The organism is Mesorhizobium sp. WSM4807, from assembly GCF_055811615.1.
In genome coordinates this window covers 201,954-228,032 of record NZ_JBVVQY010000003.1, presented here as the reverse complement: position 1 = coordinate 228,032, position 26,079 = coordinate 201,954, and the positions used below count along the sequence as shown (strand labels likewise).

Here is a 26,079-nt window from a genome sequence, read left to right as displayed (position 1 = left end):
CTCTCCTCCCTTTGATCTTCCATTTTGGGATCTTCCGTTTTGGCTGTCGGGCGACGGACGAACCTCCTCGTCCCGTTGGTCCGACAATTTGCCGATCTCGCGGCGACTAGGCGGCGATTTTCGCGATCAGTCCGCGCAGCACGTCCTTCTCCTGCGGCTTCAGATCCGTCAGCGGCGGGCGAAGCGGGCCGGGCGTCCGTCCTATGAGTTCGACGCCTGCCTTGATGATCGACACCGGATAACCTTGTTCTCGATCGCGCAAAGCCGCGAAGGGGAAGAAGAAGCTGTGCAGGATTCCTTCCATTGCGGCGCGATCGCTTGTCCGCATCGCCCTGTAGAACCGCTGTGCCAATTCCGGCACGAAATTGAACACCGCAGAGGAATAAGTCGTCACGCCGGCGCCATTGAAGCCTTCGGCAAAGAGCTCATGCGTGGGCATGCCACCGATGTAGCAGAGCCGATCGCCAAGCTTTGCGGTGACGTGGCGGACAAGATCGACCTTGCCTGTGCCGTCCTTGAAGCCGATGAGGTTTGGGCACGCGTCAGCTAGGCGAGCAACCGTGTCGGCATTGGCGACCGAGTTCGCACGGTTGTAGATGATGACGCCGAGGCCGGTGGATTCGCACACGGCTTTGACATGCCGGAATATCCCCTCTTGCGAGGCTTCCATCAAATAATGCGGCAGAAGCAAAAGACCGTCGGCTCCCGCAGCCTCGGCGCGGCGGGCAATTTCCGTGGCGAGCGCCGTGCCGTAACCACAGCCGGCGATGATAGGCACGTCTCCGGAGGCTTCCTTGGCAGAACGTGTAACGTCGGCGACCTCTTCCGGCGACAGGGAGAAGAATTCACCCGTGCCGCCGGCCGCGAACAGGGCAGCGGCACCGAACCCCGATAGCCATTCCACATGCGCGCGATAGCTTTCGAGATTGAGGCTGAAATCCTCGTTGAAATGTGTGACCGGAAACGACAGCAGCCCTGAAGCGACACGCGACTTGATTTCATCTGGCGACAAAGGAACCCATCCCACAAATTAATATGATGTCATCCAGATTCATATGATGAGTATGCGAACGAGTCAACCGCTGGTGTTGTCCTGGTTCGTCGAGCGCCTGACGGTGAGGGCACGATAGCGCTTTATCCCCGTCACCAGATGGCGGCGCATCGCCTCACGCGCCTTTTCCGGGTCGCGCGCGAGAATCGCATCCGCGATTTCCCTGTGCTCCTCCAGAATTGGATGGTCGCGATTGGGCAAGGGATCGATGCCGCCCATCATCGTCTTGAACTTCACCCGCGGGATCATCCGCCGGCCGATATGTTCGAGGAATGCCTTGAACCGGGCGTTGTTCGTTGCGGTGGCAATCGCCAAGTGGAACTGGAAGTCCGCCTCGTCGGTGGGTTGCCCCTGCGCCATGAGATCGGCGAACCTTTCGACCTGGGCCTCGATTTCGGCCTCCTGCGCCGGCGAACTGCGGGCTGCAGCAAGGCCGGCTGCCTCGACTTCGATGCCGATGCGCAGCTCGAGCTCTTCGATGATGTCCGAGATCTTGTTCGTTTCGTCGGTGAAGAGCTTCAATCCCTCGTCGACGGGTTTCGGGCCGAGAACGAAGACGCCGGCGCCTTGCCGCGATTCCACCAGCCCGTCGGCGCGAAGCGCGGCAATGGCCTCCCGGACCACAGTGCGGCTGAACCCGAACCGGTCAATCAGCGCGGGTTCTGTCGGCAATTTGTCGCCAGGCGCATAAAAGCCGGCTTCGATCTGGCCGCGCAGCGCATCTGCGACCTGAGAAACGAACGACCTGCGGGACGTTCGATGTTCGGCCTGCTGCATGGGTCCTCCAAACTTTGCCGGGTCATGAGGTTCCATACTCCTAGCGCGGGTCAAAAGCGAGGTCATCATATGAAAATGATCATCCAAGGTGGAATGCATTTAGATCATCATATGTCTTCTGCGCTCCGCGTTTCGGCCGTCAGGCCCACCTAGCTCGCGCTCATTGACGTCTTTGCTACTCGGCCATGGCGATGGGCGAATCCAGGGCGCGGCGGCTTTCAGGCTGCGGCCGTCGGCAGGTGATCGCGGACCCACCTGACGATCTGCCCCGCCGTCATTGCGCCGGATGTGCGCGCAACCTCCTGTCCGCCACAGAAGAGGATCATGGTCGGGATGCCGCGGATGCCGAGCCTGGCTGCCACGGCCTGCTCATTGTCGGAATTGAGCTTGATCAGGCGAACATGCGGCTCCAGTTCGTTTGCTGCCGCTTCATAGGCCGGCGCCATCATCTTGCAGGGGCCGCACCATGGTGCCCAGATATCGACGACAACGGGGAGGCTGCTTCGCGTGACCTGGCGATCGAAGCTCTGTGCATCGACGTCTGCCGGGTGACCCGAGAACAGTTTAGAGCCGCACTTTCCGCATTTCGCGTCCCCGGCATCCCGTCCCGGCGGCAGGCGATTGACCCCGCCGCATTTGCCGCAAACCACCAGTTTTTCCTGCGTCATGCCCATTCACCCATCTTTATGCGCGTCGCCGTCACGATGCTGTCTTGAGTGGAGCACCCTGCGCAGCAGCGGCCGCGTCCGAAACCTTTGCCAACTCAGCGGCGATGTCGGCGAGCTTTCGATCGGCGTCGACCTTGCGCCAGGTGGACGGGGTGGCCTTTCGTTGCAATTGCCGCGAAAGGATATCGATGGTGGCATCGGAAGGACCACCCCGGCGCTCGCTTACCCGTCGCCAAAGAACAAGCGGATCCGCCTCCAGCCAGAATCCGGCGAAAGCAACGTCTCTGCCGTTTGCCGCCTTCTCGATGCGGTCGCGATCGGCCGGCCGGTCGAAGACGGCATCGGCGACCACCGAACCACCTTCGGCAAGGATCAAGTCGGCGCGCCATGCCATTTCGCGGTAGACGCGGTCCGACACATCAGGTCGATAAGCCCTGTCCGGCAGCTTCGTTTCGGCCGGCACCCCATGCATGGCTTTGCGGATGCGGTCGCTCTCGACAATGCGCGCGCCGGGCGGCACGCCGACATGTGCGGCGAGTGCCTCGGCAACGGCCGTCTTGCCGGAACCACTCAAGCCGCCGATGGCGATCAGCCGCGGCGGCCTTGCCTGGAGAAGTGTTCGGGCAAGCTCGAAATAGGATCTGGCCTCGGCAATCAGCCCGCCGGAATCGGCACTGCCTTCCTCGATCTGGGTTGCGGTGACATGCGCGCGCACTGCGGCCCGCACGGCCATGAAAAACGGCAGGAGAATGAAGCCGTCCTCGTCGTCTGCTTCGTCGAGGTAGCGGTTCATCACCAGGTTGGCGAGTTCCGGAAAACCGCGATGCCAAAGGTCCATCAGCAGGAAGGCCAGGTCGTAAAGCACATCGATGCTGGCGATCCGGTCATTGAATTCGATGCAATCGAAGAGGCGGGGCTCTCCGTCGAAGAGACAGATGTTGCGCAGATGCAGGTCGCCGTGGCATCGCCGGATCTTGCCTGCCGTCTCCCGCCGGTCGAGCAACTCGCAATGACGGGCGAGGGCGGTGCGAAAAATCCCAGTGAATGCCTTGATCTCGGCTTCGTCGAAAACATGGCTAGTGGCGAAGCCGGCTTCGTTTATGGCGAGCACGCCTGCCAGGTTCGAGGATCCGCTGCTCTTGTGGACCTCCGGCGCGCCGCGATGATAGCGCACGATCATGCGCGCGACCGCCGTCATCAACGCAGGCGTCAGTTCGCCGCCGACTGCCATTCGATCGAGCAGCTTCGACTGGTCGAAGCGGACCATCTCGATCGCCGCATCGACCAGTTTGCCGCTTCCGTCGAAGGCGAGCTTGCCGCCGGCCTCTCGCGTGATGCGCCGCACACCCAGATAGAGGCCAGGCGCGGTCTTGGAGTTGAGTTCCACCTCCTTTTCGCAAGCGGCGAGCCGCAGGACCGCGGTCGAGAAGTCGGCATAGGGCAGCTTGACTGCTCGTTTGATCTTGTAGGCGCGCTGGCCAACCAGGAAGACACGCGAGATATGGGTTTCGATCGCCTCGACCGGCCCGCTCTCGCCATATTCGGCAGGGTCCATCAACATCGCGGCCACGGATTCCTGATCTTCGACGATCATCGGGTGCCTCTTTATCGTATCCAACCTTTGGAATCCGACGAGCGTGGTCGCTGAAATTCCGCGCCATCGGGCCCTTACTGCTGCAGCGTCTGGATATAACCAGCCAGGTCACGGATGCGTTCCGTGGTGATGCTTTTCCGGTGTTCGGGGCGTATTTCTTAGCTCCGGCGGCCTGAAATCTATTGGCGTCGGCACGTGGGCACGTTGATACGGATCAAATGATGCGCGGCGACGTTCTTCACTCAGCGCCAGGAACGCGCCGAGCCGTCTCGCTGTTGTTGCAGCGACGATTGGGGTTTGACCTAAAATCGGGAGCAGCCACCATGGCTTTCAGGACGATACTTACCGTTACGGGACCGAACAAGGGTGACAACGATCTCAAGCTCGCCGCCGACCTGTGCAACGAAATCGGCGCCCATATTGCTGTTCTGGTGGTTGCCATTGCTGCGCCGCCGCCAGTCGGAGAGTACGCCGCGGTCGTTTCAGAAGCCTGGCTCGAACAGCGTCAGGCCGACGAGAATCTGTTGAAGAAGCGAACCGCTGCCGTGTCGGCATTTCTCGCCGGCAGGGCGCCTTCGGCCGATGTCTCCAGCGAATATCCGGAAGCCGGCTGGGTTGACGACACCATCGGCCGCCGTGCCCGCTACGCCGACATTACGGTTATTGGACCGGAGTTGCTTGCCGACCAAACGCTGAAAAGCAAAGCGATCGAAGGCGCGTTGTTTTCTTCGGGAAAGCCTTTGCTGCTCATCCCCGAGGGGTCACGGCCGACCCTGAAGCCGAAACGCGTGCTGGTTGCCTGGGATGCCCGTCTGGAGGCATCGCGTGCCGTCCGCGAATCCCTCGACATGCTGCCAGGCGCCGACGAGGTGCACCTTGTCATGGTTGACCCGGTGGAGGACGAATACCGCCACGGGGCCGAACCCGGAGCCGACGCCGCTGCCTATCTCGCGCGGCATGGCGTGAATGTCACGGTCGACCGGCTACCCAGCCTGGACCATTCAGTCGTCGACGTACTTCGCCGGCACGCACTCGACATCGCCGCCGACCTGTTGGTGATGGGCGCCTATGGTCATTCCCGGTTGCGCGAGCGCATCTTCGGCGGCGTCACCGTCTCGATGCTTGAAGACCCGTCGATGCCGATCCTTATGGCGCGGTAGCCGCCGGTGCCTGTCGCGGAACATCAGTCCGTCCGCCGGCCGGAGGCGGGCGGTTTCGGGAGACGCTTAAGTATTTGTTTTTTCTGGTCGGAGTGGCAGGATTTGAACCTGCGACCCCATCGTCCCGAACGATGTGCGCTACCAGGCTGCGCTACACTCCGTGACCAGACCGCGGGCTTATAGCCGCCGTACTTCGTTCCTGCAAGCGCCAATGGCAGCGCTTCTGTCGCATTTCTTGCCGTTTCGCCTTAACGTCACACAGGTTTAAGTTCCCTGCGGGATAAACACCGCTTAAGGGCTCGTGTTATAGGCATGGCCACCTGCGTTAAAACCACTCTGAATCCAGCCGCTTGGAGTTGCTGTCTTGTCCCTGAAGATCGTTAGCGAAGCCCGTCCCAACACCTTCGAGTTTGAAACCTCGGCGCTGATCAAGGCGTCCGGCTTTCGTGAGTATGATGCGCGCTGGTGGTTCGGCCATCCTGGCTCGGCGGAGCCGCCGGAGCTCAACCTGATCGGTGTCCAGGCGCTCGGCATGGGGCTCGGCACGCTGATCCGGCGCTTGGGCGCCGGGCCGGACATCGTGACCGGGCATGATTTCCGCTCCTATTCGCTGGCGATCAAGCTGGCGTTGGTTTCCGGGCTGATGGCCGCCGGCGCGCGGGTCAGGGATATCGGGCTGGCGCTGTCGCCGATGGCCTATTTCGCCCAGTTCGCGCTCGACACGCCGTCGGTCGCCATGGTCACCGCCTCGCACAACGAGAACGGCTGGAGCGGCGTCAAGATGGGGGCGGCGCGTCCGCTGACCTTCGGCCCGGAGGAAATGAGCGCATTGAAGGCGATCGTGCTTGCCGGCGACTTCGATCTTATCGGAGGCGGCTCCTATGACTTCGTTGCGGATTTCCGCAAAACCTATCTCGACGACCTGACCCGGGACAAGCGCATAGCGAGAAAGCTCAAGGTAGTCGCCGCCTGCGGCAACGGCACCGCCGGCGCCTTTGCACCTGAAGCGCTGGAACGGATCGGCTGCGAGGTGATCCCGCTCGATGTCGAGCTCGACCATACGTTTCCGAATTACAATCCCAATCCCGAAGACATGAAGATGCTGCATGCCATCCGCGACAAGGTGCTGGAGACGGGAGCCGACGTCGGGCTTGGCTTCGACGGCGATGGTGACCGCTGCGGCGTGGTCGACAATGAAGGCAACGAGATCTTCGCCGACAAGGTCGGCGTCATGCTCGCGCGCGACATCGCGCGACTGCATCCCGGCTCGACCTTCGTCGTCGACGTCAAGTCGACCGGATTGTTCAACACCGACGCCGCCTTGCGCGCCGATGGCGCCGTCACCGACTATTGGAAGACCGGCCACTCCTACATAAAACGGCGCGTGGCCGAGCTTGGCGCCATCGCCGGTTTCGAGAAATCCGGTCATTTCTTCTTCAATCCGCCGATCGGGCGCGGCTATGACGATGGTCTCATCACAGCCATCGCCATCTGTCAGATGCTGGATCGCAGCCCGACAAGCAGCATGGCCGATCTCTATCGCGACCTGCCGCTGACCTTCGGCACGCCGACCATGTCGCCACACTGCGCCGACGAACTGAAATACGGCGTGGTCGAGCGGGTCGTTTCCGACTTTCAGGCCATGAAGCAGGACGGCGCGGTCTTCGCCGGCCAGAAGATCGCCGACCTGATAACCGTCAATGGCGTGCGCGTTGTTGCCGAGGACGGCACCTGGGGCCTGGTACGGGCGTCGTCGAACAAGGCGGAGCTGGTCGTGGTGGTGGAGAGCCCGGTGTCGTCGGAGCGGCGCCGGCAGATGTTCGAAGCCGTCGATGCGGTGCTGCGCCGCAGCCCTGAGGTCGGCGCCTATAACCAGACTTTCTAGGTTTTCTCATTCATCGCGGCGTGAGAAGGCCACGGTGGGGGAGCGGACCAAATTTTCCCGTTACAGCTGGTCCGCTCCCCCAGTTTTCATCGGCCGATCATGTCTACAGGAGCTCAGGCAGCGGAATAAGCCCGCTCAAGGGCACGCCAGTCGAACTCCCGCGCCCAGTCGGCAAAACTGTGCCAGCGGACCTCCGGGAAATCTCGGTGTAAAGCCGCGATATCGACGTCATAGCCGACGCGGTCGAACCACTCGAACATCAGCGCCGTATCTTCGCTTTGTTGGCGGGCCACCGCGATTGGAATTGCCTGATAGTTGATCGGGCGGCCGATGGACTGCGAAAGGATCCTGGCCTGGTCTTCGCCGGACAACTCGTCTCCCGCAATATCGAAGCGCTTGCCAAACACGCGCTCGCGTCGCTCGACCAGGGCGGCAACGAAGGCGCCGATGTCGGCAAGTGCGACCAGCTGGAGGACACGTTTGGCGGGCATTGCAAAGGCATGCGTGCCCTGGCTGAGCGCGCCGATCGACCACGGCGCGACGAAATTCTCCATGAAGGCAACCGGGGCGCTGATCGTATAGGGAATGCCGAGCCGTTCGACATGCTGCTCGACGAGATATTTGCTTTCGAAATGCGGGATGCCGGTTTTCTTGTTGGCATCGGCAACGGACGAATAGATCAGATGCCCGACGCCTGCAGCCTTGGCTGCATCGGCGGCTAGAATCCCCTGGCGGGTCTCCTCTTCCATCCCGGCTTCGTAGCTGTTGCCCATCAGGAACATGGTGTCGACGTCTTTGACTGCCTGCACAACGGAGGCCGTATCACCGAGATCGCCGGCCACGATCTCGGCGCCTACCGACGCCAGCTGCCGTGCGGCATCGCTGTCCGGCTTGCGGGTCAGTGCCTTGACGCGATGTCCACTCGACAGCAAGGCACGCGCAACTGCGCCGCCTTGCTGGCCGGTGGCGCCGGTCACCAGAACGTTTCGTTTGGTGGTCATGTGTTTGCTCCTTCTTTTTTCCGATGGAGCAAAATTAGGGCCTGTCACATTGATGCATAATTGCCTATAATTGGAAAACTTTGTCCCATGCATGGATACTATGCTCGATCTCAACGACATCGTCGTGTTCGCTCGAGTCGTCGAAGCTGGCAGTTTCACCGCTGCCGCGCGGCTGCTTGCCATGCCCAAGACGACGGTCAGTCGACGCGTTGCCGCGCTCGAGCGTGAAGTTGGGGTCCGCCTGCTGCAGCGCACGACGCGCAGCCTCAACGTGACGGATGCCGGGCGTCTCTATTACGAGCAGAGTAGCCAGGCGCTGCGGACGATCGAGGTAGCAAATCTGCGCCTCGCCGAAGCGAGGGCGGAGCCATCGGGCACTATCCGCATTTCGGCGCCCGTTGGCTTCGGCGGCCATTTCCTAACCCAGGCGGTGGTCGACTTTCTTGCGATGTATCCAAAAACCAAGGTCGAACTGCGCCTGACCGACGACAAGCTCAACCTGGTTGAGGACGGTATAGATCTCGCTTTCCGCACCGGGGTTCTTCAGGATTCGACGCTGATCGCCCGCAAACTCGGCTCCACGCACAGGTTGCTCTGCGCCAGCCCGGACTATCTCGCGCGCCGCGGGGTGCCGGAGCGCCTGGCGGATCTCGCGCACCACCAGTGCGTCATCGCAGGCCCTTCGACCTCGGGCACCCATTGGGTGCTGGACGGGCCACACGGCCAGGAAACGGTCACGGTGGCCGGGCGCTTCGCCGCTAATGAAATGCAGGCGGTCGTTGCGGCCACGCTCGCAGGCTTCGGCATCGCCCAATTGCCGCACAGCATCGCCGAGCCCCTCATCAATGGGGGGCGGCTGAGCCGCGTTCTCCGGGACTACACGACTCCGGTCGGCGGGCTGCATGTCCTATATCCGAGCAGCCGGCATCTTTCGCCCCTCGTCAAGGCATTCATCGAGCTTGCATCCGACCGGATTTCCAGTCGGGCAAATACAGCGGCTGACCAGCAGTAGCCGCGAGCCTCAATAGGGGCTCGCCACATCCCCGGTCTCGACATAGACCGACTTCAGCTGCGAATAGAGCGCCAACGCCGCCAGCGAATTTTCGCGGCCGATACCGGATTGCTTGAAGCCGCCGAACGGAATTTCGACCGGCGTCAGATTATAGGCGTTGATCCAGCAGGTGCCGGCCTGCAGCTCGGCGATGACGCGGTGGGCGCGCGGCAGGTCGCGCGTGAACACGCCGGCGGCAAGGCCGAATTCGGTATCGTTGGCGCGGTCGATCACCTCGTCCTCACCGTCGAATTTCAGCACGCTCATCACAGGCCCGAAAATCTCCTCGCGCGCGATGCGCATCGTGTCGGTGACGCCGATGAAGACGGTCGGCTCGACGAAGAAGCCGCCTTGGAAACCCTGCAGCGAGGGCACGTTGCCGCCGCAGGCGAGCACGGCGCCATCCTGCTTGCCGGCTTCGATATAGCCGATAACTTTCTCGTGCTGGGCCTTGGAGACAAGCGGCCCCATCTGCGTTTCCTGGTCGAGCGGATCGCCGATACGGATCTTCTTGGTCCGCTCGGTCAGACGTTCGACGAAACGGTCGTGGATGCCCTTCTGCACGAACACCCGTGTGCCGTTGGAGCAGATCTGGCCGGTCGAATAGAAATTGCCGAGCATGGCGCCGCCGATGGCGTTTTCGAGATCGGCATCGTCGAAGACGATCAGCGGCGACTTGCCGCCGAGCTCCATGGTGGCATGCTTCATCTTCGAGCCGGCGAGCGACAGCACCTTGCGCCCGGTCGGCACCGACCCGGTCACCGAGACCTTGGCGACGACATCGTGCCCGACAAGGCCGGCGCCGACATCGCCATAGCCTTGCACGACGTTGAACAGCCCGTCGGGAAGGCCGGCTTCTGTATAGATTTCGGCGAGCGCCAGCGCCGACAGCGGCGTGTTCTCCGACGGCTTGAACACCATGGCGTTGCCCATGGCGAGCGCTGGTGCCGATTTCCAGCCGGCGATCTGGATCGGATAGTTCCAGGCGCCGATGCCGACGCAGACGCCGAGCGCCTCCCGCCTTGTATAGGCGAAGGGTCCGCCGAGATCGATGGACTCGCCATTAAAGGCAGCGACCACGCCGCCGAAATATTCGAGGCAGTCGGCTGCCGATGGCGCGTCCGCCACCAGCGTCTCCTGGATCGCCTTGCCTGTATCCAGCGTCTCGATGCGCGCCAGATCGGCGTTGCGCGCGCGCACGATGTCGGCGGCGCGGCGCAGGATGCGTCCGCGCTCGACCGGCTTCAGCCGCGCCCAGGCCGGTTGTGCTGCACGCGCTGCTTCGATCGCGAGTTCCAGCACGTTCGGTGTCGCCGAACGCAGCATTGCGATGGTCTCGCCGGTTGCCGGATAGATCACCGGCAGCAGCGCACCCTGCTCGTCGTCGATATAGCGTCCGTTGACATAGTGCGATGCCTTTGGCTGGGCGCGCATGGGAGCTTCTCCAAAATTGTCTTTCGCCGGGACCGGCGGGCGGACAGTCCGCCGGATCATGGCTTATCTGTCCGATGCCTGCCAGCGCGGATTGATCCATGGTTCCTGGTTGGACGGCGCCAGCGGCGTGCGGCCGAGAATGTGGTCGGCGGCCTTCTCGCCGGTCATGATCGAAGGCGCGTTGAGATTGCCGTTGGTGACGCGCGGGAAGATCGAGGAATCGGCGACCCGCAGCCCTTCGACACCGATGACACGGCATTCCGGATCGACGACGCTCATCGGATCATCGGTGCGGCCCATCTTGCAGGTGCCGCAAGGGTGGTAGGCGCTTTCGGCGTGATCGCGGATGAAGGCATCGAGATCGTCGTCCGACTGAACGTGCGAGCCCGGCGAGATCTCCCTGCCGCGATAGGGATCGAATGCCGACTGGCCGAAGATCTCGCGCGTCAGCCGTATGCAGTGGCGGAACTCGGTCCAGTCGTCCGGATGCGACATGTAGTTGAAGCGGATCACCGGTTTCGATCCGGGATCGGGCGAGCGCAGCATGACAGAACCGCGCGACTTCGATCGCATCGGCCCGACATGCGCCTGGAAACCATGCGCTTTCGCCGCCGCCTTGCCGTCATAGCGGACTGCGGCCGGGATGAAATGATACTGGATGTCGGGATAGTCGACACCGGCGCGCGACCGCACGAAGGCCGCCGCCTCGAAATGGTTGGTTGCGCCGAGACCCGATTTGAAAAACAGCCATTGCGCGCCGATCATCGCCTTGGAGAAGGGATTCAGCACCGAATTCAGCGTGATTGGCTGCGTCGATTCTTGCTGGATATAAAGCTCCATATGGTCCTGCAGGTTGCGGCCGACGCCGGGCCGGTCGGCGACCACCTGAATGCCGTATTCCTTGAGATGTTCGGCCGGGCCAATGCCGGACAGCATCAGGATCTTGGGCGAATTGATCGAGGAGGCGGCGACGATCACTTCACGTCGCGCCTTGACCACCTGAATCCGTTTGCGCGCTTCGATCTCGACACCGGTAGCGCGTTGATTCTCGATGATCACCCGCCGGGCGAAGCCCTTGACCAGGCTCACGTTTTTCCGCCTGAGCGCCGGCCTGAGATAGGCGCTCGCCGCCGACCAGCGGCGGCCGCCGCGAATGGTCTGCTCCATCGGCCCAAAACCTTCCTGCTTCGCGCCGTTATAGTCGTCGGTCAGCTCGAAGCCGGCCTGACGGCCCGCCTCGACGAACGCGCCGTAGAGCGGGTTGGTCCTTGAGCCCCGCTGCACGGTCAGCGGGCCGCCGTGGCCGCGCCAGCCATTCTCGCCGCCGTTGGCGTCCTCCATGCGCTTGAAGTAGGGGAGCACGTCGGCAAACCTCCAGCCGGCCGCGCCCTGTTCGGCCCAATGGTCGAAATCGCGAGCATGGCCGCGCACATAGACCATGCCGTTGATTGAGGACGAGCCGCCGATGACCTTGCCGCGCGGCGTCGCCAGCACGCGGCCGCCGAGGTGCGGTTCCGGTTCGCTGGCAAAGCCCCAGTCGTAGAGGCTCATGTTGAGCGGGATCGACAGCGCCGACGGCATCTGGATCAGCGGGCCGACATCACTACCGCCAAATTCGATGACGATCACCGAATGCTTGCCGTCCTCCGACAGCCGGTAGGCCATGGCCGAGCCGGCCGAGCCGGCGCCGATGATGACGAAATCCGCCTCAAGCATGGTTCATATGCGCCATGAAATCGGTGAGCGAGACATTGCCGCCGGTTGCCACCACGAGCACCGTCTTGCCGCTCACATCCACCTTGCCGCCGAGCAGCGCCGCCAGCGATGCAGCGCCCGAAGGTTCCAGCACCAGCTTCATCCGCTCGAAGGCGATCCGCATCGCACAGCGCACCGATTGATCGTCGACGGTGATGCCGCGAACGCCCGCGGTCCTGACCGCTGCGAACGGCGCGTCGCCGGGCTTGCGCGCCATCAGCCCGTCGCAGATCGATTTCGGCCCGATCGGCATGGTTTCGATGGCGCCATGCGCCAGCGACGCCCCCATGCCGTTGAAACCTTCCGGCTCGACGCCGATGATCTCGGTCGCCGGCGACAGATAGTGGAAAGCCAGCGAAACGCCGCCGATCAGCCCGCCGCCGCCAACCGCGCAGAACAGCAGATCGGCGCTGGCATTCCTGGCATCGAGTTGCTCGAGTGCCTCCAGCCCCGCACCAGCCTGGCCGGCGACGATCTCGGGGTCGTCGAACGGATGCAGCAGCGCCAGCCCCTCGGTCGCGGCGATCTCGCGCGCCGTGGCGGCGGCAACCTCCTCACGCGCGCGCTCGCCATGGTCGGTCAGCACCACGCGCGCGCCATAGCCAGCCGTTGCGTCGCGCTTGGCGGCCGGCGCGTCGATCGGCATGACGATCGTGACCGGAATGCCCAGCGCCTGGCCGGCGGCGGCCAGCCCTTGCGCGAAATTGCCGGAGGAATAGGCGACCACGCCTCTGCTCGCTTCGTCAGGCGACAGCCGCTTCAGCCGCCAATAGGCGCCGCGCACCTTGAACGATCCCGCCCATTGGAGCGATTCCGGCTTGACGAAGACACGGGCAGCTCCGGTCTCCCTGGCCAAGGCCGCTGACTCCAGCAATGGCGTGATCTGCGTCGCCTTGGCGGTGGCGGCATAGGCCTGTTTGAGGTGATCGAGGGAGGGGACAAGGGTTGTCATCATTCGCCTCGCGGAAAGCGCTTCTGCTCTTCGAGCAGGTCAAGGTTCATGTGGTTGCGCATGTAGCGTTCCGAAGCCTTCTGCAGCGGCTGGAATTCCCAGGGGTAATGGGTGCCGTTGCGCAGCGCCGGATAGACCACCCAGCGGCGCGCCTGGCTGGCGCGGACGGCGGCGTCGAAAGCGGCCATGTCCCAGCGCGCCCGAACCTTGTCGGTGAATGCAGCCACCAAAGCCGCATGCGCCGGGTCGGCGGCGAGATTGGTCAACTCGAGCGGATCCGATTCAAGATCAAACAGTTGCGGCGGATCGATCTCGCAATGGATGAATTTGAAGCGACCCTCGCGGATCGCCACCATTGGCGCATTAGAGCCTTCGGCCGCATATTCCATCAGCACCGGTGCGGTGCGCGTCTTGCCGTCGAGCAGCGGCAGCAGCGACTGGCCGTCGGTCCATGGCGCAATCGCGCTCATGTCGATGCCGGCCAGATCGCAAAGCGTCGGCGTCGCGTCGAGATTGGAGACCGGCGCGGCGATCAGGGTGGCCGAAATGTCTTTTCCGGCGATCATCAGCGGCACCCGTGCCGAGGCCTCGAAAAAACACATCTTGAACCACAGGCCGCGCTCGCCGAGCATGTCACCGTGATCAGAGCAGAACAGGATGATTGTATCGTCGAGCATTCGCGTGCGTTCGAGCACCGACAGCAGTTCGCCGACCTTATCGTCGAGATAGGAGATGTTGGCGAAATAGCCGCGCCGCGCGCGGCGGATATGCTCCGGCGTGATCTTGAATCTGTCATAGTCGCTCGCCCGGTAGAGCCGCTGCGAATGCGGATCCTGCTTGTCGTAGGGAATGAAGCCCACCTTGGGCTCAAGCGCCGGGCAGTCCTCGTAGAGATCCCAATAGCGCCGCCGGGCGACATAGGGGTCGTGCGGATGGGTGAAGGAAACGGTCAGGCACCACGGCCGCCGCGAAGCGTCGTCGGAGACGCGGGCGAAATCATAAAGCTTCTGCACCGCGTGAAAAGCGACCTCGTCGTCATACTCCATCTGGTTGGTGATCTCGGCGACGCCGGCGCCGGTCACCGAGCCGAGATTATGATACCACCAGTCGATCCGCTCGCCGAGCTTGCGATAATCCGGCGTCCAACCGAAATCGGCCGGATAGATGTCGGTGGTCAGCCGTTCCTCGAAACCATGCAACTGGTCCGGCCCGACGAAATGCATCTTGCCGGAGAGACAGGTATGGTAGCCGGCGGCGCGCAGATGATGCGCATAGGTCGGGATCGACGAGACGAATTCGGCGGCATTGTCATAGACCTCGGTGCGTGACGGCAACTGGCCGCTCATGAACGAAGCGCGGCCCGGCGCGCAGAGCGGCGAGGCAGTGTAGTTGTTTTTGAAGCGCGCCGAACGAGCGGCCAGCGCCTTCAGATGCGGCGCATGCAGGAAGTCCGCCGGCCCATCCGGGAACAACGTGCCGTTGAGCTGATCGACCATGACGATCAGGAAATTGGGTCGCTTGGACGTCACTGTGCGCTCCGCCGGCTGAGTTTCGTTTCGAGATAATCCTCGATCAGTGCGATCGCGGTCGCGGCATTGGGCACGCCGTCCTTCAGCGCGCGCCTGATGTAGAGCCCGTCGATCAGCGCCGCTGTCGCCTCGGCGACGCGGTCGGCTTCGTTTCTTGGCAGGATGCCGGTCAACCCGCTCAACAGATTGGTATGGAGGCGCCGCGCATAGACCTTGAGCAGCCGGCGAAGTGCTGCCGATTTCTGCGCCTCGACATAGAAGGCCAGCCAGGCGGCGATCGTTTCCGGCCGGAACTGGACGTCGGAGAAATTGACGGCGACCACGGCCGAAACGCGCTGGCGTGGGGTGCCGGCCGATCGAAGCGCGCGCCGCATGTCGGCGGTCAGCTCGGCCAGGATGTGCCGCATCGTCGCCAGCAAAAGTTCGTCCTTGGCGCCGAAATAGTGATGGGCAAGCGCCGAGGACACGCCAGCGCGCCCGGCGATTTCCGACATCGTCACATCAAGCGAACCGCGCTCGCCGATCGCCGAGATCGTCGCGTCGATCAGCGCCCTGCGGCGCAACGGCTCCATTCCGATTTTCGGCATCTTTGCTCCGGCCTGTTGCCACGAGATTATTTTTTATTGACGGATCAATCAACAAAAATCCAGCCTGATTTGGTGGCAAAAGCCAGGTGCCGTGACCAGATACACAAGATCAAGCGATTGCGCGGTTCTGGCCCCTTCACGAAGTCGCTGGAACGGTTCATGCATTGAACAATGCTGAGGCGCTGCGACATCGCGTAGCCCGGGCCCGCAGGATGGAGATAACCATGACAGCATGCATCGTCGGCTGGGCGCATTCGCGTTTCGGCAAGCTCGAAGGCGAGACGCTGGAGGGCCTGATCACCAAGGTGGCTAGCGAGGCGCTCGATCATGCCGGGATCGGTCCGGACGAGGTCGACGAGATCGTGCTTGGCCACTTCAATGCCGGCTTTTCCACACAGGATTTCACCGCAAGCCTGGTCCTGCAGGCCGACGACCGGCTGCGCTTCAAGCCGGCGACCCGCGTCGAGAACGCCTGCGCCACCGGTTCGGCGGCGGTCAGGCAAGGCATCCGCGCCATCGACGCCAATGCCGCCCGCATCGTGCTGGTGGTCGGCGCCGAGCAGATGACGACGACATCAGGTCCAGAAATCGGCAAGAACCTTCTCAAGGCCTCTTATCTGCCCGAGGAGGGCGACACGCCGGCAGGCTTCGCCGGCGTTTTCGGCAAGATCGCCCAAGCCTATTTCCAGCGCTATGGCGACCAGTCGGATGCGCTGGCGATGATCGCCGCCAAGAACCACAAGAACGGCGTCGACAATCCCTATGCGCAGATGCGCAAGGATTTCGGCTATGAGTTCTGCCGGCATGAGAGCGAGAAGAACCCCTTCGTCGCTGGCCCTCTGAAACGCACCGACTGCTCGCTGGTTTCGGACGGCGCCGCCGCCCTGGTCCTTGCCGACACGGCGACGGCGTTGAAGATGCGCCGCGCCGTCGCCTTCCGCGCCAACGAGCATGTGCAGGATTTTTTGCCGATGTCGAAGCGCGACATCCTGGCGTTCGAAGGCTGCGAACAGGCCTGGAACCAGGCGTTGAAGAGGGCTGGTGTGACGCTTGATGATCTGTCCTTCGTCGAGACGCATGACTGCTTCACCATCGCCGAGCTGATCGAATATGAGGCGATGGGACTGGCGAAACCGGGCGAGGGCGCAAAACTTGCAATGGACGGCGAGACGGCGAAGGACGGCCGGCTGCCGGTCAATCCGTCCGGCGGGCTGAAGGCCAAGGGGCATCCGATCGGCGCCACCGGCGTCTCCATGCATGTGTTGAGCGCCATGCAGCTCGTTGGCGAAGCCGGCGGCATCCAGGTGCCGGGCGCCAAGCTCGGCGGCATCTTCAATATGGGCGGTGCCGCGGTCGCCAACTACGTTTCCATTCTCGATCGGATCAGATAAAAGCGGCCCGCATTACAGCGCCGCGCGCCCTTCCGGGCGCGCAAAGAACGCTGTAACACTTTGATTTTACGCATGACTTTCGAGGTCATGCGTCAGCGGGGAAATCATGACGAATCCGGTTCTGGTCGAAGTTTTGCGCGGCACCGTGGTCGAGAGCGCGCATCGTGGCGCCATTGCGGTCTTCGATGCCGACGGCAGGCCGGTCTGGGAAATCGGCGATACGGCCCGCCCTGTGTTCCCACGCTCGGCGGTTAAGGCGATCCAGGCGCTGCCGCTGGTCGAAAGCGGCGCCGCCGATGCGTATGGTTTCGGCGACCGCGAACTGGCGCTAGCCTGCGCTTCGCATTCCGGCGAGCCGGCGCATGTCGAACTGGCGCGGGCGATGCTGGCGAAGGCCGGGCTGGACGAGGCGGCGCTGGAATGCGGCGCGCATTGGCCGTCGAACCATGATGCGACGGTTGCGCTGGCCAGCGCCGGTAACTTGCCGAACGCGCTGCACAACAATTGTTCTGGCAAGCATGCGGGCTTTCTCTGCACCTGCGTCCAATCCGGCATCGCGCATCGCGGCTATGTCAAATCAGGCCATGCCTCGCAGGAGATGGTGCGCGATGCGATGCAGGCGGTGACCGGTGCCGCCCATGATTTCGATCATTGCGGTACTGACGGCTGCTCGATCCCGACCTATGCCGTGCCGCTACGCAGCTTCGCGCTCGGCTTTGCCCGCATGGCGACCGGGGTCGGCTTTGAACCCGTGCGCGCCAAAGCCGCAAAGCGGCTGCTTTCCGCCTGCATGGCCGAACCCTTTCTGGTCGCCGGCACAGGCAGGGCCGATGTTGCGCTGATGGAGGCCGCACCCGGCCGGATTTTTGTCAAGGGAGGGGCCGAAGGCGTCTATTGCGCAGCCCTTCCGGAGCTTGGCCTTGGCATTGCGCTCAAATGCGATGATGGCGCTGGCCGCGCGGCTGAAGTCATGGTCGCGGCATGCATGGCCAGGCTTTTGCACGCCGACAAGGCACTGGCGGAGAAGCTGATCGAACAGGCAAATCCACCCATCCAAAGCCGGATCGGCGCCAAGGTCGGCGCACTCCGCCCCACTGCTGCACTGAGATCGGGCATTCAGCGCACATGATTGCGCTCGATGGTCAGATGCGCATAGCCGGCATTGCCTGATGAGGCGAGATCGCCGGTCACCGGCTCGGCCCAGCGATGGCCGACGATCGCGCCGTTTTGGGCGCCATCGATGACATTGTCGGAGATGATCGCCGTGCCGGCGCCCTCGACCACGGTGACGGCGATGCCGGTTCCAGCCTTGCGGATGATGTTTCCCATGGCGACCACATTGCGCATGAATGGCCCCCAGCCGATGTGCATGCCGTAGAGCGGCGTATTTTCGACGACGTTGCCGAAGGCGGTGGTATCCGCTTCAACGTTGATACCGATGCCGAAACCGGGTGGATCGGCAGGGTAGGGGCCACTGGTCGAGAGGTTGCGGACGATGTTTCCCGAACACACGCCCATGCGGCCGCCTTCGTTGAAATTGACGATAGAGATGCCGTTGGCGGCACCGTCGACGATGTTGTTGCTGACGATCGCCCCCTCGAAGGAGAATTCGCAATAGAGCGCCGTTTCGCCCGACCGCGAGCAGGTGTTGCCGGTGATATGCAGATTACTGGCGCTGTTGGCGCGGATCGCCGAAAACGCACAATCCGAGACGATATTGCCCGAGATGACGACGTTGCCGGCGCGGAACGCATTGATGCCGTTGCCGTTCTGGCCGGTTCCGCCGCTACGCGCCTGAATGCGCTCGACGCGGTTGCCGCTGACGATGGTGCCGTCCTCGGCCGCTTGCCGGCGGTGCACGAGGATACCGCCATTGGCGCAGTCGGAAACGGTGTTGCCTGATACCTCCAGGCCGGCGGCTTCGACCGAATAGATGCCGGCGTCGGCCGCGCCTGATATTTCCGAGCGCTCGATGCGGCCCGAAGCATGCTCGAGCGCCAGGCCGTTCTTGCCGCTGCCTGATATCTGGCAATTGTCGATGACGAGGTGAGCGACGCGGCGAAGGTCGAGCAGGCCTTTCGCGTAATCGCCCATCCAGCGGTTGGTGCCGTCGAATACCAATCCGGTGAATTCGATATGCTCGGCCTGTTCGGCCATAAGCAGGTGGCCGTTGCCGCCATAGACGATCCGCGATGCGCCCGGCACGCCGGAAAGTCTGATACGGCTGGGCAGCGAAAGGTTGGATACGACATAGGTTCCCGGCGGCAGGAACACCGGCATATCGCGGTCGTTTGCCTCGCGCAGCAGCGTGGCGAAGGCCTCGCTCTGGTCGTCAAGCGCGCCGAGCTGCACGCCGAGGTCGGCAGCGTTGATCGAGCCGCGCATCGAGGCATTGTCGATGCCGGGCAGGCTGCCTGCCGCTGCCTTGCCGAGCGAGAGGCCCAGGACGGCAAAGCCGGCGGTTTGTGCGAGAAATTTTCGTCTGTTCAACATCGGCACAGAGTCCCAGCGTTCGGCCGTCGCGCCGCAGGAATCGTGCCAGACCGATCGGCCGATCGGGTTTGCCGGCAATAGCTTGTGGAGTCGCCGCGCGAGGCATAAGCTCAACCAATGAGCAGAGCCTTCACGCGCGAAGAGGATAGCGAAAACGCCATCGCCGGCATCGGCGAGCGGCCGATCAGTCCGCACCGCAATCTGGTGACGCAACGCGGCCTGGCGCTGATCGACGCCGAACTGGCTGTTCTGCGCGATGATCTGGCCCGAGCGGAAAAGAGGGCCGACCGCGAGCGCATCGCGCTCATCTCGCGCGACCTGCGCTACTGGACCGCGCGGCGTGAAAGCGCCGAGCTTTCCGTACCGGAACCGGGCAGCGACCTGGTTCGCTTCGGCATGGGCGTCACGCTGGAAGGCGATGACGGCAGGAAGGTGCACTGGAAGATCGTCGGCGAGGATGAGGCCGATCCGGCCAAGGGCACGATTTCCCATGTTTCACCGATGGCCCTGGCTTTGTTCGGCAAGAAGGTCGGCGAAATTGCCGTGGTGAACGGCAAGGAGTGGGAAATCGTCAAGCTCTCCGACAATTAGACCTCGATCTTCACGACATGGTCGCGGAAGAATGCCGCCGCCCCAGCCTCGTCGATCTCGCCGGCGGCGACACCCATGACGAATTCATAGATCGTGCCGTTGTCGGCCGTCAGCGTATAGCCGTTGACAATCAGGAACGCGCCGGCGGCGACGATGGCCGTGCGCCTGTTGCCGTCGACAAAGGGGCGATTTCTGGCGGTGCCGAAGATATAGGCCGCAGCCAGGTCCTCGATCGATGGATCACCATAGTTCGCCTTGTTCTCGGCTCGGGCGGGCGCCGATTCAAGAGCATTCTCGTCTCTTAAACCTTGTGCGCCGCCATGCCGGCGCAGCTGCTCCGCGTGCATCGCTTCCACGGCGCGCCGGCTCAGGAATTGCCAGCTCATTCGGCGAGCTTTCGAAGCGCCACTTTGTATTTGTCCATCACCTCGCGGGCAGCTTTCATTTGCCGCTCGAAGCTATCGTCCACCGGCTTCAGCGCAAGGCCATCACCGGTTTCAACGATTTGAAGCTGGTCGCCAGCCTTCAGGTTCAGGCGATCGAGAAGCTCCCTCGGCAGGATGACGCCTTCGGAATTGCCGATCTTGCGGATTGTCGTGTTCATGGCGTTGCACCTTGGTTGCAACACCAATTATAACGAAACCCGCCCTCGTTACAACATATATTATAACGGCTCATCCAACCTGCAACAGCCGGTCCATCAGCCGGTCGGCGGCCTCGGGGATGACCGTGCCCGGCGGGAAGATCTCCGCGGCCCCCGCCTGCATCACAGCATCGTAATCCTGCGGCGGGATAACGCCGCCGGCGACGATCGATATGCCGTCGCGTCCGAGCTTCTTCAGCGCGTCCTTGAGTTCGGGAATGAGCGTCAAATGTCCCGCCGCCAGCGACGAGGCGCCGATGATATGCACGTCGTGCTCGACCGCGAGCCTGGCGATCTCGTCCGGCGTCTGGAACATCGGTCCGACGGTCACGTCGAAGCCGAGATCGGCAAAGGCCGTGGCGATGACCTTCTGGCCGCGATCGTGGCCGTCCTGCCCCATCTTAGCGACGAGAATGCGCGGCTTGCCGCCGGACTTCTCCTCGAACGCCACGATCTTGTCCTGCAGCCGGTCGACCACCGGATTGTCGCCGAGCGCCTTGCGATAGACGCCGGAGATCGTCTGGACCGAAGCGACATGGCGGCCGAAGACCTTTTCCAGAGCCAGCGAAATCTCGCCGACCGTGGCGTTGGCGCGCGCGGCGCGAATGGCGAACTCCAGCAGATTTTCGCCGCTCTCCGCAGCGCGGCTCAGCGCACTCAGTGCGCTCTCGACAGCAGCGACGTCGCGCGTGCCTTTCAGCCGTTGCAGTTTCGACAATTGACGGGCTCTGACTTCGGCGTTGTCGATTTTCAGCACGTCGACTTTGATGTCCGTCTCCGGACGATAGGCGTTGACGCCGACCAGTATCTGCTCGCCGGAATCGATCCGCGCCTGCGTGCGCGCGGCGGCCTCTTCGATGCGCAGCTTCGGTATGTTTTTTTCGGTTGCGGCGGCCATCCCGCCCAGGCTCTCGACCTCTTCGATATGGGCAAGCGCGCGCGCCGCCAGGTCATGCGTCAGCCGTTCGAGATAGGCGGAGCCTCCCCATGGATCGATGATGCGGGTGGTACCGGATTCCTTTTGCAGGATGAGCTGCGTGTTGCGGGCGATACGAGCCGAATGGTCGGTCGGCAGCGCCATCGCCTCGTCGAAGGCGTTGGTGTGCAGCGATTGCGTATGACCCTGCGTCGCCGCCATCGCCTCGATCATGGTGCGGATGATGTTGTTGTAGGGGTCCTGCGCCGTCAGCGACCAGCCCGAAGTCTGGCAATGGGTGCGCAGTGACAGCGAGCGCTCGTCCTTCGGCAAGAAGTTCTTCAGCATCAGGTTCGACCACAAAAGGCGGGCTGCCCTTAGCTTGGCGACCTCCATGAAGAAGTTCATGCCGATCGCCCAGAAGAAGGAAAGGCGCGGCGCAAAACGGTCGATATCGAGACCCGCCGCGACACCGGCGCGGGCATATTCGATGCCGTCGGCGATCGTGTAGGCGAGCTCGAGGTCGGCGGTCGCACCTGCCTCTTGCATGTGATAGCCGGAGATCGAAATCGAATTGAACTTCGGCATGTGCTGCGACGTGTAGGAGAAGATGTCCGACACTATCCGCATCGAAGGCTTTGGCGGATAGATGTAGGTGTTGCGCACCATGAACTCTTTCAGGATGTCGTTCTGAATGGTTCCGGCGAGGTCCTTCTGCGCAACGCCCTGTTCTTCCGCCGCCACGATGTAGAGCGCCATGATCGGCAGCACCGCGCCATTCATGGTCATCGACACCGTCATCTCGTCAAGTGGTATGCCGTCGAAGAGCTGGCGCATGTCGAGGATGGAATCGATGGCGACGCCGGCCATGCCGACATCGCCGGCAACACGCGGATGATCGCTGTCGTAGCCGCGATGCGTGGCGAGGTCGAAAGCGACCGACAGTCCCTTCTGGCCGGCTGCAAGGTTGCGCCGGTAAAAGGCATTCGACTCTTCCGCCGTCGAGAAGCCGGCATATTGCCGGATCGTCCACGGCTGCTGGACATACATGGTCGGGTAGGGGCCGCGCACGAATGGCGGCAGGCCCGGATAGGTGTCGAGATGCGGTAACCCCTGGAGGTCGCCCTGGTTGTACAGATGCTTGATGGCCAACCCTTCCGGGGTCATCCGCTGGCCCTTGGCCTCGATCGGCGCCCGGCGCGGCGCCGACCAGCCGATCTGGCTGAAATCCGGGATCATGGCGCTGCTCCGATCGATTGATCGAGGCGGATCGGAAACAGCGGCTCGCATACCGCTACGCCCTCGGTGACGGCAGGCCGCCGCTCCGCCGCCAGCGTTTCGACCGGACGTTCGGTCTTCGACGGGTGAAGCGTCGTGCCGATGATGGCCCGATCGCCCGCCTGATAGGCAGCATTGCGGCGGGCGGCGGCCGCCTGAACCCGTTTCTGGATGTGTCCTTGCTGCAGGCTGGACAGCACGCCGCCTTCCGCCTCGATCCGCTGGAATTCTTCCCACGCCGCTTCGCAGAGTTCGGCGGTCAGCGCTTCAACCGCGCCCGAACCGCAAGCAGAGTCGGCGACATGATCGATATGGCTTTCGCTGGCCATGATCAGTTGCGTATTGCGGGCGACACGGCGGGCAAAGCCCGCCGGCAGGCCGTGCGCGATCGTATGCGGCAGGATGGAGATCGAATCCGCCCCGCCGGCTGCCGCGGCAAAACCGGCGATCGCAGTACGCAGGATGTTCGTCTCCGGGTCCGCCGAAGTCATCATGCGGAAGGACGTCTCGGCATGGATGTTGGCGGTGGAGGCGGCGATCGAGCATGCCTCCTGAACACGTGCCCACAGCCTGCGCAAAGCCCTGACCTTGGCCATCGACACGAATTGATCCTGGTCGACGCTCAGCGCAAAGCCGATATGGGGCGCCGCATAGACGAGCGGCTGGCGCGCCTCCTCGAACATCCGGAGATAGGAGACCGCCGAAGCCATCATGGCGCCCAGCTCCTGCGCTTCGGTGGCGCCGGCATTGTGGAAGACGCGTCCGTCTGCCTCCAGCAGAACCCCGGGAACGCCCATCGAGAAAAAATGTGCCAGGGACTGCGGCATCGATGCCTGCAGGGCCTCGATCGACATCCGCAAGCGGCCGGTTCCGGCAAAGATCGCCGCCGGATCGATACCGAAGGAAAGGTTGAGTTTTGCCGGGTCCGACCGGCGCTTGCTCAAGAACGCAACCAGCCAGTCGGCCACGGCGCGGCTCCAGGGATGCGCGTCGATGCGGACCTGGATGCGATTGAGCGGCACGCCGTCGAGCACGGTCTCCAGCGCCTCGGCAGTCCTCGGCAGGCCGTAGCCGAACGCATTCGGCGCGCCTTCGAAGACAAGCGACAATCCGGTGGCGCCCTGTGCGACGTCTTCCAGGGCCTGGGCTTTGGCGCGGCCGACATCGGGGTCGTCGATACGCTGGCTGACGATCCACGGCGATCTGGGATTTGCCCGCGCGAGAGGCTCTGCGGTGACCGAACGATCATAGAGCGGCTCGATACGGATGCCATCGTCCGTATGGGATACGAGCTTTTCCTCGAAGGATTCGCCGGCCAAGGCTTTTTCCGCAAGGGCCAGCCACCGCTGCCGGTCAGGGTTCGGAAGTTTGGCATCGTGGTTCAAGGCACCGGCGCCCATCCGCTCTCCTCGTCTTCTCGGCCGATAGGCCTGGAACGTCAGTCTACGGTTCCCCGTCCCATATCACAATGCAACACGCGTCCTGCGACGGTGAACCGTCAACCGATTGCCAAACATGCGCAAAATCCGCAAGCTCCAAAAAGCCCAATTTCGACCATGGCCATTGTCGCTGCGCAATGGCGTCATTATACCTGCGGCGAGCCCCATTACTTTCAATAGACCGGGGCGTTCAACACTTCAGGTTTGCGGAGACCGGACACATGGCTGACGACACCAGTATTTTCATAGGAGCCAGCCGAAAGCCTGATGACAGCTACCAGCGCGCCGAAAATCTGCTGCTTCAGTATGGCAATCGTCACGGCCTGGTCACCGGTGCGACCGGTACTGGCAAGACCGTGACCTTGCAGATTCTGGCGGAAGGTTTCTCCAATGCCGGCGTGCCGGTCTTCTGCGCCGACATCAAGGGCGATCTGTCCGGTATCGCCATGATGGGCACGGCACAGGATTTTCTGGTCAAGCGCGCCGAGCAGGTCAAGCTCGATCCTTATGATTTCCAGGAATTTCCGGTCATCTTCTGGGATTTGTTCGGCGAGCAGGGCCATCCGATCCGCGCCACCGTCTCGGAAATGGGGCCGCTGCTTCTGTCGCGCCTGATGAACCTGTCCGAGGCGCAGGAAGGCATCATGAACATCGCCTTCCGCATCGCCGACGAAGAGGGCCTGTTGCTGCTGGACCTGAAGGACCTGCAAGCGCTTCTTGCCAACATCGCCGAACGCGCCGAAGAAATCGGCGCTCGCTACGGCAATGTCACAAAACCCTCGGTCGGCGCGATCCAGCGCACGCTGCTGGTCCTGGAGCAGCAGGGAGCGACGAACTTCTTCGGCGAGCCGGCGCTACGGATCGCCGACATCATGCGCACCACCCGCGACGGCCGCGGCGCGATCAGCGTGCTGGCCGCCGACAAGCTGATGATGAATCCCCGGCTCTATGCGACATTCCTGTTGTGGCTGATGTCGGAACTGTTCGAGGAGCTTCCCGAAGTCGGCGATCCCGACAAGCCGAAGCTGGTCTTCTTCTTCGACGAGGCGCACCTTCTGTTCGATGACGCGCCGAAGGTGCTAGTCGACCGCGTCGAACAGGTGGTCCGCCTGATCCGCTCGAAAGGCGTCGGCGTTTACTTCGTCACCCAGAATCCGCTGGATATCCCCGAAACGGTTCTAGCCCAGCTCGGCAACCGCGTGCAGCACGCCCTGCGCGCCTACACGCCACGGGAGCAGAAGGCCGTGAGGACCGCCGCCGAGACGTTCAGGCCCAATCCCGATTTCGACTGTGCAACCGTGATCACGCAGCTCGGCACCGGCGAGGCGCTGGTCTCGACGCTGGAAGCCAAAGGTGTTCCGTCGATGGTCCAGCGGACGCTAGTTCGCCCGCCGTCGTCGCGACTTGGCCCGATCACGCCTGACGAGCGCCGTACGCTGATCACCGAGAGCCCGGTCGCGGGACAGTACGATCAGACCGTCGATCGCGAATCGGCTTTCGAGATGCTGCAGAAAAAAGCCAAGGATGCGCTGGACGCGGAGGCGCAGCAGCAGGAGAGCGGCGGCTCACGCTGGACCATTCCAGGCTTCGGCAATGACGATCCCGCCCACCAGCCCGCCGGCGGCAGGCGAGCACCGGCGCCGCGAGCGTCAAATCGCCAGACGGTGGCGGAGGCGGCGATCAAATCGGTGGTTCGCTCGGTCGGTTCATCCGTCGGACGGGCAATCGTGCGCGGCATCCTCGGCAGCCTGGCAAGGGGGCGGCGCTGAAAGTACCGCATCGGACCAAAGTGGGCACCGGTTTTGCGAGAATCCGACTGCTCAGGGAAAAGCATCGGACCGGAAAGTTGCGGCGCCGAAAGTCCACCGCTCCAGCGCTTTCGAC

22 protein-coding genes and 1 tRNA gene are annotated in these 26,079 nt (G+C 63.0%); 7 read left to right on the top strand and 16 right to left on the bottom strand.

The window, feature by feature from the left end; translation table 11 throughout:
* Positions 1 to 106 precede the first annotated feature (106 nt).
* The 4 genes from kdgD to AC0L3N_RS05335 all read right to left on the bottom strand — a co-directional run bounded on the left by kdgD (position 107) and on the right by AC0L3N_RS05335 (position 4,090).
* Positions 107 to 1,012, bottom strand: a complete 906-nt coding sequence (gene kdgD, locus AC0L3N_RS05350; protein WP_473546166.1) for a 5-dehydro-4-deoxyglucarate dehydratase — start codon at positions 1,010 to 1,012, stop codon at positions 107 to 109.
* A gap of 63 nt (positions 1,013 to 1,075) precedes the next feature.
* Positions 1,076 to 1,828 carry a FadR/GntR family transcriptional regulator gene (locus tag AC0L3N_RS05345; RefSeq protein WP_473546164.1) on the bottom strand — a complete coding sequence of 251 codons (753 nt, stop codon included), beginning with the start codon at positions 1,826 to 1,828 and terminating at the stop codon, positions 1,076 to 1,078.
* Positions 1,829 to 2,046: 218 nt separating this feature from the next.
* Positions 2,047 to 2,496 carry a thioredoxin TrxC gene (trxC, locus tag AC0L3N_RS05340; protein WP_473546162.1) on the bottom strand — a complete coding sequence of 150 codons (450 nt, stop codon included), beginning with the start codon at positions 2,494 to 2,496 and terminating at the stop codon, positions 2,047 to 2,049.
* A 31-nt stretch (positions 2,497 to 2,527) separates the two neighbouring features.
* Positions 2,528 to 4,090 (bottom strand): bifunctional aminoglycoside phosphotransferase/ATP-binding protein, encoded by a 1,563-nt coding sequence (locus AC0L3N_RS05335; RefSeq protein WP_473546160.1) that lies wholly within the window; start codon positions 4,088 to 4,090, stop codon positions 2,528 to 2,530.
* Between the two features lie 323 nt (positions 4,091 to 4,413).
* Here AC0L3N_RS05335 and AC0L3N_RS05330 point away from each other — a divergent pair, with 323 nt between their 5' ends.
* A complete protein-coding gene (locus tag AC0L3N_RS05330; RefSeq protein WP_473546158.1) occupies positions 4,414 to 5,250 on the top strand; it encodes a universal stress protein in 837 nt (278 codons plus the stop codon).
* An 84-nt stretch (positions 5,251 to 5,334) separates the two neighbouring features.
* On the opposite strand, the gene AC0L3N_RS05325 is transcribed toward AC0L3N_RS05330, so the two are convergent.
* Positions 5,335 to 5,411: transfer RNA gene (locus tag AC0L3N_RS05325), tRNA-Pro, on the bottom strand.
* A gap of 203 nt (positions 5,412 to 5,614) precedes the next feature.
* On the opposite strand from AC0L3N_RS05325, the gene AC0L3N_RS05320 reads away from it, so the two are divergent.
* Positions 5,615 to 7,135, top strand: a complete 1,521-nt coding sequence (locus AC0L3N_RS05320; protein ID WP_473546156.1) for a phosphomannomutase/phosphoglucomutase — start codon at positions 5,615 to 5,617, stop codon at positions 7,133 to 7,135.
* A gap of 113 nt (positions 7,136 to 7,248) precedes the next feature.
* Here AC0L3N_RS05320 and AC0L3N_RS05315 read toward each other — a convergent pair whose 3' ends face one another.
* Entirely contained in the window at positions 7,249 to 8,136 is an 888-nt protein-coding gene (locus tag AC0L3N_RS05315) for an NmrA/HSCARG family protein (RefSeq protein WP_473546154.1), read from the bottom strand.
* 100 nt (positions 8,137 to 8,236) lie between these two features.
* Between AC0L3N_RS05315 and AC0L3N_RS05310 the strand changes: the two genes are divergently transcribed.
* Positions 8,237 to 9,148: a LysR family transcriptional regulator gene (locus AC0L3N_RS05310; protein WP_473546351.1), complete on the top strand. Its 912-nt coding sequence runs from the start codon at positions 8,237 to 8,239 to the stop codon at positions 9,146 to 9,148.
* A gap of 9 nt (positions 9,149 to 9,157) precedes the next feature.
* Here the strand turns inward: AC0L3N_RS05310 and betB are convergent, their stop codons facing one another.
* The 5 genes from betB to betI form a co-directional block, all read right to left on the bottom strand.
* Positions 9,158 to 10,621, bottom strand: a complete 1,464-nt coding sequence (betB, locus tag AC0L3N_RS05305; protein WP_473546152.1) for a betaine-aldehyde dehydrogenase — start codon at positions 10,619 to 10,621, stop codon at positions 9,158 to 9,160.
* 63 nt (positions 10,622 to 10,684) lie between these two features.
* The gene (gene betA / locus AC0L3N_RS05300) at positions 10,685 to 12,337 is read right to left on the bottom strand and encodes a choline dehydrogenase (RefSeq protein ID WP_473546150.1); all 1,653 of its coding nucleotides are present in this window, start codon (positions 12,335 to 12,337) and stop codon (positions 10,685 to 10,687) included.
* A complete protein-coding gene (locus AC0L3N_RS05295) occupies positions 12,330 to 13,331 on the bottom strand; it encodes a threonine/serine dehydratase (protein WP_473546148.1) in 1,002 nt (333 codons plus the stop codon). The genes betA and AC0L3N_RS05295 overlap by 8 nt, the downstream gene beginning before the upstream one ends.
* Positions 13,328 to 14,857, bottom strand: coding sequence for a choline-sulfatase (gene betC, locus AC0L3N_RS05290; RefSeq protein ID WP_473546146.1), 1,530 nt, complete (start codon positions 14,855 to 14,857; stop codon positions 13,328 to 13,330). The genes AC0L3N_RS05295 and betC overlap by 4 nt, the downstream gene beginning before the upstream one ends.
* Entirely contained in the window at positions 14,854 to 15,444 is a 591-nt protein-coding gene (gene betI, locus AC0L3N_RS05285; protein ID WP_473546144.1) for a choline-binding transcriptional repressor BetI, read from the bottom strand. The genes betC and betI overlap by 4 nt, the downstream gene beginning before the upstream one ends.
* 224 nt (positions 15,445 to 15,668) lie before the next feature.
* Here betI and AC0L3N_RS05280 point away from each other — a divergent pair, with 224 nt between their 5' ends.
* Positions 15,669 to 16,835, top strand: coding sequence for an acetyl-CoA acetyltransferase (locus AC0L3N_RS05280; RefSeq protein WP_473546143.1), 1,167 nt, complete (start codon positions 15,669 to 15,671; stop codon positions 16,833 to 16,835).
* 106 nt (positions 16,836 to 16,941) lie between these two features.
* Positions 16,942 to 17,964, top strand: a complete 1,023-nt coding sequence (locus AC0L3N_RS05275; protein WP_473546141.1) for an asparaginase — start codon at positions 16,942 to 16,944, stop codon at positions 17,962 to 17,964.
* Here the strand turns inward: AC0L3N_RS05275 and AC0L3N_RS05270 are convergent.
* Complete coding sequence (locus AC0L3N_RS05270; RefSeq protein ID WP_473546139.1) at positions 17,952 to 19,328, bottom strand: TIGR03808 family TAT-translocated repetitive protein; 1,377 nt, start codon at positions 19,326 to 19,328, stop codon at positions 17,952 to 17,954. The two genes, AC0L3N_RS05275 and AC0L3N_RS05270, sit on opposite strands and share 13 nt — an antisense overlap.
* A gap of 117 nt (positions 19,329 to 19,445) precedes the next feature.
* Here AC0L3N_RS05270 and greA point away from each other — a divergent pair, with 117 nt between their 5' ends.
* Positions 19,446 to 19,919: a transcription elongation factor GreA gene (gene greA / locus AC0L3N_RS05265; protein ID WP_123149230.1), complete on the top strand. Its 474-nt coding sequence runs from the start codon at positions 19,446 to 19,448 to the stop codon at positions 19,917 to 19,919.
* On the opposite strand, the gene AC0L3N_RS05260 is transcribed toward greA, so the two are convergent.
* The 4 genes from AC0L3N_RS05260 to AC0L3N_RS05245 all read right to left on the bottom strand — a co-directional run bounded on the left by AC0L3N_RS05260 (position 19,916) and on the right by AC0L3N_RS05245 (position 24,156).
* Positions 19,916 to 20,305, bottom strand: coding sequence for a type II toxin-antitoxin system death-on-curing family toxin (locus tag AC0L3N_RS05260; RefSeq protein ID WP_123149229.1), 390 nt, complete (start codon positions 20,303 to 20,305; stop codon positions 19,916 to 19,918). The genes greA and AC0L3N_RS05260 overlap by 4 nt on opposite strands.
* Positions 20,302 to 20,523 carry an AbrB/MazE/SpoVT family DNA-binding domain-containing protein gene (locus AC0L3N_RS05255; RefSeq protein ID WP_123149228.1) on the bottom strand — a complete coding sequence of 74 codons (222 nt, stop codon included), beginning with the start codon at positions 20,521 to 20,523 and terminating at the stop codon, positions 20,302 to 20,304. The genes AC0L3N_RS05260 and AC0L3N_RS05255 overlap by 4 nt, the downstream gene beginning before the upstream one ends.
* A 70-nt stretch (positions 20,524 to 20,593) precedes the next feature.
* Positions 20,594 to 22,717, bottom strand: coding sequence for a methylmalonyl-CoA mutase (gene scpA / locus AC0L3N_RS05250; RefSeq protein ID WP_473546136.1), 2,124 nt, complete (start codon positions 22,715 to 22,717; stop codon positions 20,594 to 20,596).
* Entirely contained in the window at positions 22,714 to 24,156 is a 1,443-nt protein-coding gene (locus tag AC0L3N_RS05245) for a methylmalonyl-CoA mutase subunit beta (RefSeq protein WP_473546134.1), read from the bottom strand. The genes scpA and AC0L3N_RS05245 overlap by 4 nt, the downstream gene beginning before the upstream one ends.
* Before the next feature lie 260 nt (positions 24,157 to 24,416).
* Between AC0L3N_RS05245 and AC0L3N_RS05240 the strand changes: the two genes are divergently transcribed.
* Positions 24,417 to 25,964: a helicase HerA-like C-terminal domain-containing protein gene (locus AC0L3N_RS05240; protein ID WP_473546132.1), complete on the top strand. Its 1,548-nt coding sequence runs from the start codon at positions 24,417 to 24,419 to the stop codon at positions 25,962 to 25,964.
* Positions 25,965 to 26,079: the final 115 nt, after the last annotated feature.

Coding starts and splice junctions, on each gene's coding strand:
- scpA (WP_473546136.1), bottom strand. CDS start 22,717: ATGATCCCGGATTTCAGCCAGATCGGCTGGTCGGCGCCGCGCCGGGCG.
- AC0L3N_RS05335 (WP_473546160.1), bottom strand. CDS start 4,090: ATGATCGTCGAAGATCAGGAATCCGTGGCCGCGATGTTGATGGACCCT.
- AC0L3N_RS05280 (WP_473546143.1), top strand. CDS start 15,669: ATGACAGCATGCATCGTCGGCTGGGCGCATTCGCGTTTCGGCAAGCTC.
- AC0L3N_RS05295 (WP_473546148.1), bottom strand. CDS start 13,331: ATGATGACAACCCTTGTCCCCTCCCTCGATCACCTCAAACAGGCCTAT.
- greA (WP_123149230.1), top strand. CDS start 19,446: ATGAGCAGAGCCTTCACGCGCGAAGAGGATAGCGAAAACGCCATCGCC.
- AC0L3N_RS05270 (WP_473546139.1), bottom strand. CDS start 19,328: ATGTTGAACAGACGAAAATTTCTCGCACAAACCGCCGGCTTTGCCGTC.
- AC0L3N_RS05345 (WP_473546164.1), bottom strand. CDS start 1,828: ATGCAGCAGGCCGAACATCGAACGTCCCGCAGGTCGTTCGTTTCTCAG.
- AC0L3N_RS05245 (WP_473546134.1), bottom strand. CDS start 24,156: ATGGGCGCCGGTGCCTTGAACCACGATGCCAAACTTCCGAACCCTGAC.
- AC0L3N_RS05240 (WP_473546132.1), top strand. CDS start 24,417: ATGGCTGACGACACCAGTATTTTCATAGGAGCCAGCCGAAAGCCTGAT.
- AC0L3N_RS05310 (WP_473546351.1), top strand. CDS start 8,237: ATGCTCGATCTCAACGACATCGTCGTGTTCGCTCGAGTCGTCGAAGCT.
- betA (WP_473546150.1), bottom strand. CDS start 12,337: ATGCTTGAGGCGGATTTCGTCATCATCGGCGCCGGCTCGGCCGGCTCG.
- AC0L3N_RS05330 (WP_473546158.1), top strand. CDS start 4,414: ATGGCTTTCAGGACGATACTTACCGTTACGGGACCGAACAAGGGTGAC.
- betI (WP_473546144.1), bottom strand. CDS start 15,444: ATGCCGAAAATCGGAATGGAGCCGTTGCGCCGCAGGGCGCTGATCGAC.
- trxC (WP_473546162.1), bottom strand. CDS start 2,496: ATGACGCAGGAAAAACTGGTGGTTTGCGGCAAATGCGGCGGGGTCAAT.
- AC0L3N_RS05260 (WP_123149229.1), bottom strand. CDS start 20,305: ATGAGCTGGCAATTCCTGAGCCGGCGCGCCGTGGAAGCGATGCACGCG.
- AC0L3N_RS05275 (WP_473546141.1), top strand. CDS start 16,942: ATGACGAATCCGGTTCTGGTCGAAGTTTTGCGCGGCACCGTGGTCGAG.
- betB (WP_473546152.1), bottom strand. CDS start 10,621: ATGCGCGCCCAGCCAAAGGCATCGCACTATGTCAACGGACGCTATATC.
- AC0L3N_RS05315 (WP_473546154.1), bottom strand. CDS start 8,136: ATGACCACCAAACGAAACGTTCTGGTGACCGGCGCCACCGGCCAGCAA.
- AC0L3N_RS05255 (WP_123149228.1), bottom strand. CDS start 20,523: ATGAACACGACAATCCGCAAGATCGGCAATTCCGAAGGCGTCATCCTG.